Raw genomic sequence first — 13060 nt, 5'->3', positions numbered from 1 at the left:
CGTCCTTAACCGGAGCTTCACCCCCTGCTGATAAGACGCTATGTCGAAGGAGATGATCATGCACGATCAGGGTCCGCGTTCGCTGCTTTTGCTCGACCCCGACGCCGATGAGCGCCGGCTGGTCAGCCGTGTGGCGCAAAAAGCGGACTGGATGGTCGTCAGCGCAGCCGACCTCGATACGGCCGGCAGCCTGCTCCAGGGCCCGCATGGCCGAGAGGTCCGCGCCGCCATCCTTTCCAGCTGGGACAATGAAGAAGGCCCGCGCACCATTGCCGCGCTGCGTGAGCATAGCGCCGGCCTTCCCATCATCGTGCTGGCCGAGAAAGGCTCGATCCCGCTTGCGGTCGAAGCCATGCGCGCCGGCGCGTCCGATTACCTCTCCAAGCCGGTCGAGCCCGAGCGCCTTCTCGATGCGCTCAATACCCATGCCGATCGCCGCCGTCCCGACGGCGAACTCGCGCCATTGTCGGAAAAGCTCGAAAGCGACCTGACGCTCGACCAGTTGATCGGCGCTGCGCCCATCTTCCGCTCAGCCCTCGCCGTCGCGGCCAAGGCGGCGCGCAATCGCCTGCCGGTCCTCATTTGCGGCGAGCCGGGGACGGGTAAGGAAAGTTTCGCCCGCGCCATCCACCAGGCGAGCCTGCGCAACCGGTTCGACCTTGTCTGCCTCGACACCAAGCCTTTGTCGCAACAGGCGCTGTCGAGCGCCTTGTTCGGCCATGTCGCCGGCGCCTTTCCCGGCGCCTTCAACGAACAGGTCGGCAAAATGGTCGAGGCGCATGAGGGTACCCTGCTCCTCAAGGACATCACCAATCTCGACAAGGGCCATCAGGCCGAGCTCGACCGCGTACTGGCCACCGGCGAAGTGCGTCCCGTCGGCTGCAATGGCTCCAACAGCGTCGATGTGCGCCTGATTGCGACCGCCAACGGCCCCCTGCCCGCCAATTTCGACAAGGGATTGAAAGAGCGGATCGAGACGACGACCGTGATCCTGCCGCCGCTGCGCGAACGCTCCAGCGACATTCCCGCGCTCGCCCGCCATTTCCTTGCCCGCATTGCCGAGCAACCGGGCATGCGCCCGCTCTCGATCGGCAATGACGCGCTCGCCGTTCTCATGCGCTATGGCTGGCCGGGCAATTTGCGCCAGTTGGGCAATGTCCTGTTCCGCGCCGCCGTCCAGTGCGAGGGCACCAACCTTACGGCTGACGATTTCCCGCATATCGCCACGCAATCGCGCTTCTCGGGTCGCAAGAGCGATATTGCGCCCAAGCTATCCAAGGCGAGCAGCGACCAGGCGCTGGCGGGTGCCGGTCCGGTCGAGATTTTCGACGAAGACGGCCACATCCGCACCTTGTCCGATATCGAGGCCGATCTCATTCGCCTTGCCATCGGCCATTATCGCGGCCGCATGACCGAAGTGGCGCGTCGCCTCGGCATCGGTCGCTCGACGCTTTATCGAAAGCTGGGCGACCTCGGCATCGACACGGCGGCCTAGCCCCCCTAAGCCTCAGGGCATGACACGCATTCTTATCACCGGCGCCGCGAGCGGCATCGGCAAGGCCTGCGCCGAGCATTATGCTGCGCAAGGCGCCGACCTCATCCTCATCGACCGCGACGAAGCGGGCCTGAAGGCTGTCGCCGGCGGGCACGAACATCATGCCGTCGATGTCTCCGATGTCGCCTTCTGGTCGACCAATACATTCGGTCCGCTCGACCATGCCGTGGTCAATGCCGGGATCGGCACCAATGGCCTCATCAAGGATTTGAGCTTCCAGGCATGGCGCAAGACCATGGCGGTCAATCTGGACGGTGCCTTCCTCACCCTGCAGGCGGCGCTGCGCGACATGAAGGATGGCGGCTCGGTCGTCATCACTGCCTCGGTCACCGGCGTGAAGCCGGTCCCGGGCATCGCTGCCTATGCCTCCAGCAAGGCCGCAGTCATCCAGCTTGCCAAGGTCGCCGCGCTCGAATCCGCACCGCGCAAGATCCGCGTCAACGCGATCGCGCCGGGCGGGGTCGATACGGCGATCTGGGATAGCCCCGACTTCGCCAAGATGGTCGAGAAGATGGGCAGCCGCGAGACCGCGCTTGCCGCAATGGCTGCCGATACGCCCATGGGCCGGTTCGAGAGTAGCGAGGAGATTGCCAGGCAGATCGCTTTCCTGCTCGGCCCGGACAGCGGCACCGTCACCGGCAGCGTGCTCGTCACCGACGGCGGTTTCTCGCTCTAGATTTTGGGAGTAAGCGCCTGGTCCTTGAGACCACGCCAGACTCGCAGCGCCTGCATCGTCTCCGGCACGTCATGCACCCGCACGATCTGCGCGCCCTGCTCGGCGGCTTTCAGGGCGAGCGCGATGCTGCCCGGCAGTCGCTCGTCCGCTTCAGCCTCGTTTGACAGCGCGCCAATCATCCGCTTGCGGCTAGCGCCCAGCAACAGAGGGCAGCCAATACCGTGGAAGGCGGCCAGCCCGTTCATCAGCTCGAGATTGTGGGCAAGGCTCTTCCCGAACCCGATGCCGGGATCGAGAATGATTTTCTCGCGCGCAATGCCGGCATTGATGGCCGCTTCAAAACGGTCTTCCAGCCAGAGCCAGACATCCACGAGCACATCGTCGTAGGTCGGCTTGTCCTGCATGGTCTGCGGATCGCCCTGCGCATGCATGATGCAGACCGGCACATTGGCCGCGGCCACCACGGATAGCGATCGCTCGTCCCAGGTCAGTCCCGAAACGTCATTGACCATATGCGCACCGGCAGCGAGCGCGGCCTCCATCACGGCGGCCTTGCGCGTGTCGATGCTGATCGCATTGCCGCCCCGCGACAGGCGCTCGACGACCGGCTTCACACGCTCGATCTCGTCGCCTTCCCAGACTGTCGTCGCGCCCGGCCGCGTGCTTTCGCCGCCAATGTCGAGAATGGAGGCCCCTGCTCCCGCCATGTCGGCGCCGGCCATCGCGGCGGCATCCACATCCTCGTGGACCCCGCCATCGGAAAAGCTGTCGGGCGTCACGTTGAGGATACCCATGACGCGTGGCTGGTCGAGCGGAATGGTGCGCTCACCCAACTGCAGCGGCGGGCGCGGCGTCGTGATGCGCTGCCATTGCTTGGCCATGTCATCGTCGAAACGCTCTTCAATACCTTCGACCGGCACCAGTTCGGCACCGGCGCGGCAATTGGCATCGTCGAGACGGATCAGTTCGACACTGGCGAACCACAATAGGCCGCCGGCCAATCCAGCGACCTTGCCATCATGGCCGAAGGGCGCATCGACGAAGCCGGTCGGGCGAAGGATAGTGCGGGTCATGAAAGGTTGGATAGGTGACGCTGGCGCATGACGTCCAGCGGCTTCCATGTCCCCGCATCCTCGATCTGCCAGAAGGTCCAGCCGTTGCAGCTGGGCGCACCCTGCACGCCCTTGCCGACCTGGTGGATCGATCCGGCATGCTCGCCGCAGGTCAGCGACCCGTCGAGCCCGACCTTGGCTTTCCAGCGGCCCTTGCTGTCCTGCAGCATCGTGCCGGGCGCGATCATGCCGTTTTCGACCAGCTGGCCGAAGGCGACGCGCGGCGCCGAACGCTTCTCGGCCATTGTCACCATCTGGCTTTCATCTAGCGGGATCTCGCCGGCAATGCGGGCCTTGGCGGCCTTGATATAATCAGGTTCGCGCTCGAGCCCGATCCAGCGACGCTGCAGGCGCTTGGCCACCGCTCCCGTCGTGCCCGTGCCGAAGAAGGGATCGAGCACCACGTCGCCGGGCTTGGTGCAGGCGAGCAGCACGCGATAGAGCAAGGCTTCGGGCTTCTGGGTCGGATGGACCTTGTCGCCGCCATCATCTTTCAACCGCTCGCCGCCCGAGCAGATCGGGATCGACCAGTCGGACCGCATCTGCAGGTCCTCGTTCAAGGCCTTCATGGAGCGATAATTGAAGGTATATTTCGATTTTTCCGACTTGGAACACCAGATGAGCGTTTCGTGCGCATTGGTGAAGCGCGTGCCGCGGAAGTTGGGCATCGGGTTGGTCTTGCGCCAGATGATGTCGTTGAGGATCCAGTAGCCCAGATCCTGCAGGATCGCGCCGCAGCGGAAGATGTTGTGATAGCTGCCGATCAGCCAGATCGAGCCATCATCCTTGAGGATGCGCCGCGCTTCGGCGAGCCAGTCGCGGGTGAAATCGTCATAGGCCTGGAAACTGTCGAAGCGGTCCCATTCATCGTCGCAAGCATCGACCTTGCTGCCTTCGGGGCGCAGCAAATCGCCACCAAGCTGCAGGTTGTAGGGCGGGTCGGCGAAAATGAGATCGACCGACTTGTCGGGCATGCGCGCCATGGCGGCGATACAGTCGCCCTCGACAATCTGGTCCAGCGGCAGCACCTTTTTGGGCGTGCGCCGACGGGCTCTCCGTGCACTTTCGGGATCGCAAAACGCTTCGATCGGGGTCAGCTCGTTCATGACCGGTCCTCACCTGTTGAACCCCAAGCCCTGAATCATTCCCGAGTCGCCGTCAAGATTCACAGTGATTCCAATATGTTGCGAAGCGAGTCTGAAAAACGGTTCAAACCACAACATATTGAGTCCGGCGGAATCGACGGGACTCAACATCTTGTGGTGTGACTCAAAAGACTCGAATTGCGCTCAGATCAGCGAAATTTGAGAAACCGGCGCAAAACTGCGCCGATGCAGCGCGCACGGCCCCTTTTCGCGCAGCGCTTCCATGTGTGCTGCGGTGCCATAGCCCTTGTGGCGGGCAAAGCCGTAGCCGGGATGCTCATCCTCAGCGGCGACCATCAGTTCGTCACGCGTTTCCTTGGCGAGGATGGAAGCCGCTCCGATACATTTCTCACGCCCGTCGCCGCCAATGATGGCGCGCGCGGGCCAGCGCCATTGGTCGCACCAGCGTTCGGGCGTCTTGTCGCCATCGATCAGGACATCAATCGGCTCCGCCCCCGCCGCATCGCACAGCGCCTCCACCGCCCGCGTCATCGCCAGCATCGTCGCGCGCAGGATATTGAGCTCGTCAATCTCCGCCACGCTGGCAATGCCGATCCCGAAGGTGCAACGCTCCTCGATGCGCGCGCGCAAGATAGCGCGCTTGGGGCCCGTGAGTTTCTTGGAATCGTCGAGGCCACGAATGGGCGTGCCGCAGAGAAAGACGGCGGCGGCAACGACGGGCCCGGCGAGCGGTCCGCGCCCCGCTTCATCGACACCAACGATCACAGATCAGCCCCGCGCCACATGCTCCGGAAGGCGCCACAATTCCTCGACGCAATCAAGGTCCATGCGGTGAAATGTTGCTTCGATTGCCGCGCGCATCTTCGCATGATGCTCGGTCGGTGCGTCCAGATAAGGCGCGAAGGCGGCATCGCGCGTCTCGCGATCCGGCCACATCGCAAAGGCGCAATAATGGCCCTCTTCGTTGGTGAAGAGCGAGGAGCCGTAGCTACCTGTTGGGTGTAGCATCATCGTGATAGCCGCCCAGCCATCCCGAAATTGCTCTTCCATGCCCGCCTTGATCTTCCATTCGAAGAAGGTGGCGATCATCCGGGCATGTCCTCCTGCCCCTCGCCGATGCGCCAGGGCGGGAAGCGGCGGTTTTCGCCGGCCTTGTAGAGGAAGACGGTGTTGCCGGCAGGATCGCGCAGCCGTGCCTCGCGCCACATCCAGGGCTGCGCACGCGGGCCATGTTCGAACGGCAGGCCTTCGCGGGCCAGCCGCTCGACGCGCACGTCAAGATCGTCGCATTCGAAATAGACCGCGAAATTCTCCGCCGTCGGCGCGTCGGGGTCGCACTGCACCGAGAAGGTCGCGCCGCCGCCCGTTTCGAAGCGGGCATATTGGTTGTCCGGGCTGTCGATGATCTGCTTGAGGCCGATCTTTTTGTAGAATTCGACCATCTTGTCATAGTCGATGCCGGTCACGGTCAGCTGGTTGAGGCGCGGCGGCGTCGACTTGACTGCCTCGCCCACATCGAGACGGACCTTGCTGAGGCCGAGCGGGCCATGGCCTTGGCCGAGCCCCGGAGCCTCGTGCAGCCCCATCCGCACGTACATGCGTGCGCGGTCGATGCTTTCGTTAAGGCCGATGCCCGCGCCGATGAACGTGGCGATCGAAGCCGAGAGCGTGCAGCCCGTGCCGTGATCGTCATCGGTCTCGATGCGCGTGCCCTGCCAGCTCGTGATATTGTCGTCCTCGATGAGCGCGTCGGCCAGCGCCTCGCCCTCTTCATGGCCGCCCGTTAGCAGCACCGGCGAGCCATGCTTGCCGACCAGCTGCAGCGCGCCGGCAATCGGATCTTCCTCACCCGTCAGCGAGACGACTTCGGGCATGTTGGGCGTGGCGAGCGTGGCGATCTCGAACAAGGCACCCATCGCCTCAACCGTCGCTTCGTCGGCGAGCGCGACGCCGCTGGTCGTGACCATCACGGGATCGACGATGATCGGGATCTTGCCGTCGAGCTGCTTCAAGCGATCGGCGATGGCCCGCGTCGTGAACGCGCTGCCGGTCATGCCGACCTTGATCGCAGCGACGTCGAAATCGGCGAGCACGGCATCGATCTGCTCGATCACCATTTCGGCCGGCACCGGATGGACCGCGCTCACGCCCTGCGTGTTCTGTGCGGTGATCGCAGTAATCGCCGTCGTCGGATGCGCGCCGAGCATCGTAATCGTGCGCACGTCGGCCTGGATGCCCGCGCCCCCGCCGCTGTCGGAACCTGCAATCGTCAGGATAACCGGAATGCTCATGCCACCTCTTTCACCGCCGCCACGACATGGTCGACCCATTGTTCGACCTTGGCGGCATCTTCACCCTCGGCCATCACCCGCACCAGCGGCTCGGTCCCCGATTTGCGGATGACCATGCGCCCGTCACTGGCCAATGCGGCCTCGGCCTCTTTGATCGCTTGTTGCACACGCGCGTCGGCCAGCGGGTCCCCTCCGGCGTAGCGCACGTTTTTCAGTAGCTGGGGAATGGTTTCGAACTGGTTTAGAATGTCGCTCGCCGGCTTGTCGGCATCGACCATCGCCGCCAGCACCTGGAGGCCTGCCACCAAGCCGTCGCCGGTCGTCGCATGGTCGGTCAGGATGATGTGCCCCGATTGCTCTCCGCCGACATTGCACCCACTCTCGCGCATCATCTCGAGGACGTAGCGGTCCCCCACCTTTGCACGTTTCAGTTCAAGCCCGTTGGCAGCCATGTGACGCTCGAGCCCGAGGTTCGACATGACCGTGGCGACCAGCGCCCCGCCGGTGAGCTCCTCGCGGGATTTCTTCGAGAGGGCAATCAGCGCCATCAATTGGTCGCCGTCGATCAATTCGCCTTTCTCGTCGCAAACGATCAGCCGGTCGGCATCGCCATCGAGCGCCAGCCCTATATCCGCGCCGCTCGCCACGACCGTCTCGCGCATCGTGTCGGTCGCTGTGGAGCCAACATCCTTGTTGATATTGGTGCCATCGGGCTCGACCCCGATGGTGATAAGGTCCGCGCCCAGCTCCCACAAAGCCAGCGGCGCGGCCTTGTATGCCGCCCCATTGGCGCAATCGACGACGATCTTGAGGCCGTCGAGACGCAGTCGGTCGGGAAAGGTCGACTTGGCAAAATGGACATAGCGCCCGATCGCATCGTCGATCCGCTTGGCCCGCCCGATATGGGTGCTGTCAGCCAGCACCGGCTCCTTGTCGATCAACGCTTCGATCGCGGCCTCGTCCTTGTCGCTGAGCTTGTAGCCGTCCGGCCCGAACAGCTTGATGCCGTTATCCTCGAACGGATTGTGGCTGGCCGAGATCATGACGCCCATGTCGGCGCGCATCGAGGTCGTCAGCATGGCGACGGCCGGCGTCGGCATCGGGCCCAGCAAAACCACGTCCATGCCGACGCTTGTAAAGCCCGCGACCAGTGCGCTTTCCATCATATAGCCCGAGAGGCGCGTATCCTTGCCGATGACGACGCGGTGGCGATGGTCGCCGCGCTGGAAATGCGCGCCTGCCGCCTGCCCCACCTTCAATGCCATGCGAGCCGTCATGGGTTCCGCGTTGGTACGCCCGCGAATCCCGTCGGTGCCGAAATATTGCCTGTTCATGGCCCCATCCCATAACCGCGCCCGCGGCAAAGCGCGAGGGGCATGGGGTGAAGCCCTCACATTGCGTTTCGCCCCGCTCGCTCTACCTTGCGAGGCCAGCAACCGGTTGGGGGAATATGCATGGAGCTTGTCGGCGCAGCGATCGACGCACTGTACAATGCAGTGTTTTACGAGGTCACGTTGTTCGGCGAGCCGATCGGCCTGATCGTGCTGTGGCTGGCGATCCCGATGATCTTCACCACAGTCGGACTGGGTTTCATCAACTTTCGTGCGCTCGGCCACGCGGTCAGCGTGGTGCGCGGGCGCTTTTCGGACACCGACCCGCCCGGGGCGATGAGCCCTTTCCAAGCCCTGTCGACCGCATTGTCGAGCACCATAGGGCTGGGCAACATTGCGGGGGTGGCCATCGCCATCGCCACCGGTGGGCCGGGCGCAGCATTCTGGATGTTCGTCATTGGCTGGTTCGCGATGAGCCTCAAATTTTCCGAAGTCACGTTGGGCCTTCGTTATCGTGAAGTCGATGCCGACGGCACCGTGCGCGGCGGACCGATGTACACGCTCAAGAATGGCCTCAAGGCCCGCGGCCTGCCCCGCCTCGGGCTCGCGTTCGGCGGGCTCTGGGCCTTTGTTGCCGTCTTCGGCAACCTTCCGATGCTACAGGTCAACCAGAGTTTCTCGATGCTTTCGAGCACCTTCAATTGGGTCGATGCGCGCTCGCCCATATATTACGGCATCTTCCTCGCCATCACGGTAGGGCTCGTCATTTTTGGCGGCGCCGCACGGCTGGGCCGCATCACGTCGGCCATCGTGCCCTCCATGGGCATTGTGTACCTCAGCGGCATCCTCGCCATTCTCGCCATCGGCTGGGCCGAGATCCCCGGTGCAATCGCGCTCATTGTCAGTGACGCCTTCACCGCGCAGGCTGCGGGCGGCGGCGTGCTCGGCATCTTCATCATCGGCATGCGCCGTGCCGTCTATTCGACCGAGGCCGGCCTCGGCAACGCGGTCATCGCGCACAGCCAGGCCAAGACCGACGAGCCCGTCTCCGAAGGCATGGTGAGCCTGCTCGAACCCTTCATCGACACGGTCGTCATCTGCACCCTGGGCGCACTGGCCATCGTCGTTGCCGGCACTTGGACCGACACCAGCCTCAACGATATTCAGATTGTCGGCGCCGCCTTTGCGCAGCTCGGCGATTGGGCGATCTACCTGCTGACGCTGGCCGTCTTCCTGTTCGCTTTCTCGACCATCTGCGCAACTGGCTTTTACGGCCAGCAAAGCTGGTCCTATTTGTTCGGCACCAAAGCACACTCGGTGTGGATATTCCGGCTATTATTCCTGGGCACCATGCCCGTCGCGGCCAGCCTGGAGATCAGCCAGGTCGTCAATTTCGTCGATTCCAGCTTCTTCCTGATGGGCGTGCCGAACATTCTCGCCATCTACCTGTTCTGGCCCGAGCTGCGCGCGATGGTGAAGGATTATTGGGCGCGCAAGGTAAAGCCTGCCGCCTAGAACCAAAGCCACAGCCCGGCGGGATTATAGCCCATCGCGCCGTGCGCGTAGGTCACCGCGAAGAACAGGATCGTGCCGCCGATGAGCGCGAACAGCCCCATCGAGTGAATCCCGCGAGAAAAGGGAATGAAGCCGGTCCGCTCTTCCCAATCGCGCCACTCCTCGCCCATTAGCAGGCGTTTCTTGCGATCCTGCCCGTAGGCGCCGCCTATTGCAGTGACGATGATTGCGGTGCTGATGACGATGCTGGCCGGGGTCGGGTTGACGAGGATGTGAGTCAGCCCCCAGGCGGCAAAGCCCCACATCATCGGATGCCGCGTCGTTGCATAGACGCCCGAGACGGGTTGCTTGGCGATCGCCTTGGCCTCGGGATGCGGCAAAGCGGGATTGCGCCGGAGCGAGCCCACGAACCAGATCGAACCCAGCCACATGATGAAGCTGGCCAGTCCCCACAGCCAGTAGTTCATGCCCCACAGCCAGGCCGCGCCTTCATTGGCAGGACCGTAAGCGCGCGAGGCCATGACCAGCGTGAAAAGGCTGACCAGCGAATAGACGATCTGAAACCCCTTGGTCCCGAACGCCTTCACCATGGGCGCGCGCAGCGGGTGGCTCATCGCCAAGTGGCTGCCCGCAAAGGCAGCCGACCAGAAGATGAGCCAACCCAATGCGCTCAACGGTCGTACGCCTCGGGGAACTGCCCCTCGCCAATCTCGCGATAGCGCTCGGCAAGGCGCGAGGCACGGGTCGTGAGATCCTGTTCGACCCCGTCGATCCAGACACGTTCGGGCACGCTCATCAGTTCGAGCGGATCGCCGTTCCAGATGACGACGTCGGCGCGTCGGCCGCTACGCAGCGAACCGATCTCGCCGCCCAATCCCATCATGTCGGCAGGCACCGAGCTGATCATTGCAAAAGCCTGGTCCCAGCTGACGCCCGTATGACCCGGCACCTTCTGCAAGGCGACGAGGTTACCGGCGAGCTGGCGGCCATTGCGCGCATTGCGATTGACGAAATCGCTGATGAGCGCGACGCCCACATCGACACCCGCGGCACGCAGTCGACCGATATTGGACTGGGTCGCAGCCAACTGGTCGAAGCTGGCCGGACGGTTGGCGGTCGGCTCGGCAATCACCGAGATACCGGCGGCAGCGATTTGGTCGGCGACCAGCCAGCCCTCGCCTGCGCCCAACAGCACCATGTCGATGCGCGGGAATTGGCGCTTGATGCGGATGAGGTTGACGATGTCGCTGGCGCGTTCGACCGCGACCAGCATCGGCACCTCGCCGCGAACGACGGGGCGCAATGCGCGGATGTCGGCATCGGTAAGCGCGCCTTCCTCGGGACGATCGGTCGAGGGACGACCATCGCGCGCCTGCGTCAGCGCATCGATCAGCTGCAACGCGGCTGCCGAACGCGACCCACCGGCAAGCTGTGCGCCACCCTGGCCCATATAGACATATTGGAAGGCACCGGCGCGAGTGACGGGGTCGTAGTCCATGCCGGTATCGATGACGGCGCCCTGGCCTGCAAAGATGCTGTTGGTCCCGCCCGGCGCGACGAGCGCGCGGGTGACACCGTCGGCACGGCTCACGCGGATCGGCTCGGCACTGGGATTGACACCCCATGCGACATCGATGGCGGCGCTATGCGGGCTGTTGCCGGCAGAGACGTCGGTGGGGCCCGAACCGCCATCGACCTCGGCAAGGCCGATGCGACTGTAGCCGGCAACGATGCCCGGCGTGACCCATTTGCCCGACGCATCGACGATGATCGCGCCCTGCGGGATGGCGACATTGCCGGCGGCAACGACGCGGCCGTCATCGACGATGACGACACCATTGTCGATCGGGGCGGACCCGTCGCCGATCACGAGCTTGCCGCCAGTAATGGCGACAGGCTGGGCGGCAGCAGGCGAAGCGGCGATCAGGCTCGCCGCGAGCGCGGTCAGGAGGCGCTTCATTTTACATCTCCTTCACCGGGCTGGCCGAGTTCGAAATCACTCACCGGACGGCGGTTGGGATCATTGGCGTCATACATGAGCGCGCCGTCGACCCAGACCATCTGGGGCCGGGTGTAGACGCTGTACGGATCGCCATTCCACAGCACGACATCGGCATTCTTGCCGCTTTCGAGACTGCCCGTCTGGTCGAAGATGCCGAGGCTCTTCGCCGGGTTGGCGCTGAGCCACTGCCAGGCTTCGGCATCGCTGATCTCGATGCCCTGGCGACGCCCTGCGGCAAGCGCCTTGGCGGCTTCCTGGTTCAGGCGCTGGATCCCGTCGGCATCGTCCGAATGGACGATCGCGCATGCGCCGCCATTATGGACGTAGGCGACATTCTCGCGGATGCCGTCATAGCTTTCGAGCTTGAAGCCATACCAGTCGGCCCACATTGCCGAACAGGTGCCGGCCTCGGCCAGCAGGTCGGGGATCTTGTAGGCTTCGACCGCATGCTGGAAGCTCGTCACCTTGTAGCCGAACTCGTCGGCGAGCTTGAGCATGATGGCCATTTCATCGGCGCGATAGCAGTGATTATGGACGAGGATATCGCCATCGAGGACGCCGCGCAGCGTGTCCTTGGTGAGGTCGCGGCTCGGCATCTTGCCGCCCTCTTCCTCATATTTGTCCCACTGCTCGTCATAGGCCTTGGCCGCGATCCACTGTTCGCGGGTCACGGCGATATTGCCCATGCGCGTGGCAGGCGAACGGCCGCGATTGCCATAGACGCGCTTGGGATTCTCGCCGCAGGCCATCTTGAGGCCGTAGGGCGCGCCCGGAAATTTCATGTCCATGACCGTGCGGCCCGGCACGTTCTTGAGCGTCACCGAGCGACCGCCGAACAGGTTGGCTGACCCAGGCAGGATCTGCAGCGCAGTGATCCCGCCATTGGCGAGCGCGCGGCTGAAACCCGGATCCTGCGGCCAGACGCTATGTTCGGTCCAGACTTCGGCAGTATTTGGGCTTGTCGCCTCGTTGCCGTCCGAGACCGCGGGCACGCCCGGGCTCGGATAGTTGCCGAGGTGGCTGTGCACATCGATGATGCCCGGCGTCACATAGAGGCCGCTACCGTCGATCGTGTTGATGCCCGCGGGCAGCGACATGCTGGCGGCATTGCCGACCATCGCGATCTTGCCGTCGACCATATAGACCGCACCGCCATCGATCCGCCCACCGACACCGTCGAAGACGGTCGCGTTCATGATCAGGGTCGGTTCGGAAAAGCGCGGCACATAGGTGGAGGGGAACGGATCGCGGTCGACCGCGACGGCTTCCTCCTTGTCGGCGTCGGCATCGGAGGCGCTGGCAACGTCGCCGCCCCCTCCCATGCATGCGGTCAGCGAAATGCCGACCAGAGCGGTGATCGTAAGGCGCATATGCGTGAAGCCCCCTTCATGTAGGTCCCTGTTGGCAACCATTTGTACGGGGGTACGGACAAAAAGAAAGGGGCGAGCCAATGGCCCGCCCCCTCCGTTGGT

Annotated in this window: 12 protein-coding genes; 3 read left to right on the top strand and 9 right to left on the bottom strand. The window is 63.9% G+C overall.

The features are described 5' to 3' along the window. Positions 1-58: 58 nt before the first annotated feature. Both NDO55_RS02015 and NDO55_RS02010 read left to right on the top strand, forming a co-directional pair. Positions 59-1495 carry a sigma-54-dependent transcriptional regulator gene (locus tag NDO55_RS02015; protein WP_252111937.1) on the top strand — a complete coding sequence of 479 codons (1437 nt, stop codon included), beginning with the start codon at positions 59-61 and terminating at the stop codon, positions 1493-1495. Positions 1496-1514: 19 nt separating this feature from the next. Then, positions 1515-2231 carry an SDR family NAD(P)-dependent oxidoreductase gene (locus tag NDO55_RS02010; protein WP_252111935.1) on the top strand — a complete coding sequence of 239 codons (717 nt, stop codon included), beginning with the start codon at positions 1515-1517 and terminating at the stop codon, positions 2229-2231. On the opposite strand, the gene folP is transcribed toward NDO55_RS02010, so the two are convergent. The 6 genes from folP to glmM form a co-directional block, all read right to left on the bottom strand. Beyond that, positions 2228-3304, bottom strand: a complete 1077-nt coding sequence (gene folP / locus NDO55_RS02005) for a dihydropteroate synthase (RefSeq protein WP_252111933.1) — start codon at positions 3302-3304, stop codon at positions 2228-2230. The genes NDO55_RS02010 and folP overlap by 4 nt on opposite strands. Continuing rightward, on the bottom strand, positions 3301-4449 hold the full coding sequence (locus NDO55_RS02000) for a site-specific DNA-methyltransferase (RefSeq protein WP_279639074.1): 1149 nt from the start codon (positions 4447-4449) through the stop codon (positions 3301-3303). Before NDO55_RS02000 ends, folP begins: the two co-directional genes overlap by 4 nt. Before the next feature lie 183 nt (positions 4450-4632). Beyond that, positions 4633-5214 carry a ribonuclease HII gene (locus tag NDO55_RS01995; RefSeq protein WP_252111931.1) on the bottom strand — a complete coding sequence of 194 codons (582 nt, stop codon included), beginning with the start codon at positions 5212-5214 and terminating at the stop codon, positions 4633-4635. Between the two features lie 3 nt (positions 5215-5217). Beyond that, the gene (locus NDO55_RS01990; protein ID WP_252111929.1) at positions 5218-5538 is read right to left on the bottom strand and encodes a hypothetical protein; all 321 of its coding nucleotides are present in this window, start codon (positions 5536-5538) and stop codon (positions 5218-5220) included. After that, positions 5535-6740, bottom strand: coding sequence for a bifunctional hydroxymethylpyrimidine kinase/phosphomethylpyrimidine kinase (thiD, locus tag NDO55_RS01985; RefSeq protein ID WP_252111927.1), 1206 nt, complete (start codon positions 6738-6740; stop codon positions 5535-5537). The genes NDO55_RS01990 and thiD overlap by 4 nt, the downstream gene beginning before the upstream one ends. Then, positions 6737-8074, bottom strand: a complete 1338-nt coding sequence (gene glmM / locus NDO55_RS01980) for a phosphoglucosamine mutase (protein ID WP_252111925.1) — start codon at positions 8072-8074, stop codon at positions 6737-6739. Before glmM ends, thiD begins: the two co-directional genes overlap by 4 nt. Positions 8075-8194: 120 nt before the next feature. On the opposite strand from glmM, the gene NDO55_RS01975 reads away from it, so the two are divergent. Continuing rightward, entirely contained in the window at positions 8195-9586 is a 1392-nt protein-coding gene (locus NDO55_RS01975; protein ID WP_252111923.1) for an alanine/glycine:cation symporter family protein, read from the top strand. Here NDO55_RS01975 and NDO55_RS01970 read toward each other — a convergent pair. From NDO55_RS01970 to NDO55_RS01960, 3 genes are read right to left on the bottom strand one after another with little or no spacing between them, the layout of a single operon-like run. After that, entirely contained in the window at positions 9583-10260 is a 678-nt protein-coding gene (locus NDO55_RS01970) for an NnrU family protein (RefSeq protein ID WP_252111921.1), read from the bottom strand. The two genes, NDO55_RS01975 and NDO55_RS01970, sit on opposite strands and share 4 nt — an antisense overlap. Continuing rightward, entirely contained in the window at positions 10257-11546 is a 1290-nt protein-coding gene (locus tag NDO55_RS01965; protein WP_252111919.1) for an amidohydrolase family protein, read from the bottom strand. The genes NDO55_RS01970 and NDO55_RS01965 overlap by 4 nt, the downstream gene beginning before the upstream one ends. Further along, a complete protein-coding gene (locus NDO55_RS01960; RefSeq protein WP_252111917.1) occupies positions 11543-12958 on the bottom strand; it encodes an amidohydrolase in 1416 nt (471 codons plus the stop codon). Before NDO55_RS01960 ends, NDO55_RS01965 begins: the two co-directional genes overlap by 4 nt. Positions 12959-13060: the final 102 nt, after the last annotated feature.

The sequence above is a fragment of the Sphingomicrobium sediminis genome (genome assembly GCF_023805295.1).
GTDB classification, from domain to species: Bacteria; Pseudomonadota; Alphaproteobacteria; order Sphingomonadales; family Sphingomonadaceae; genus Sphingomicrobium; species Sphingomicrobium sediminis.
The sequence above is the reverse complement of the archived record's forward strand: the minus strand, read 5'-3'. Positions and strand labels throughout refer to the sequence as shown.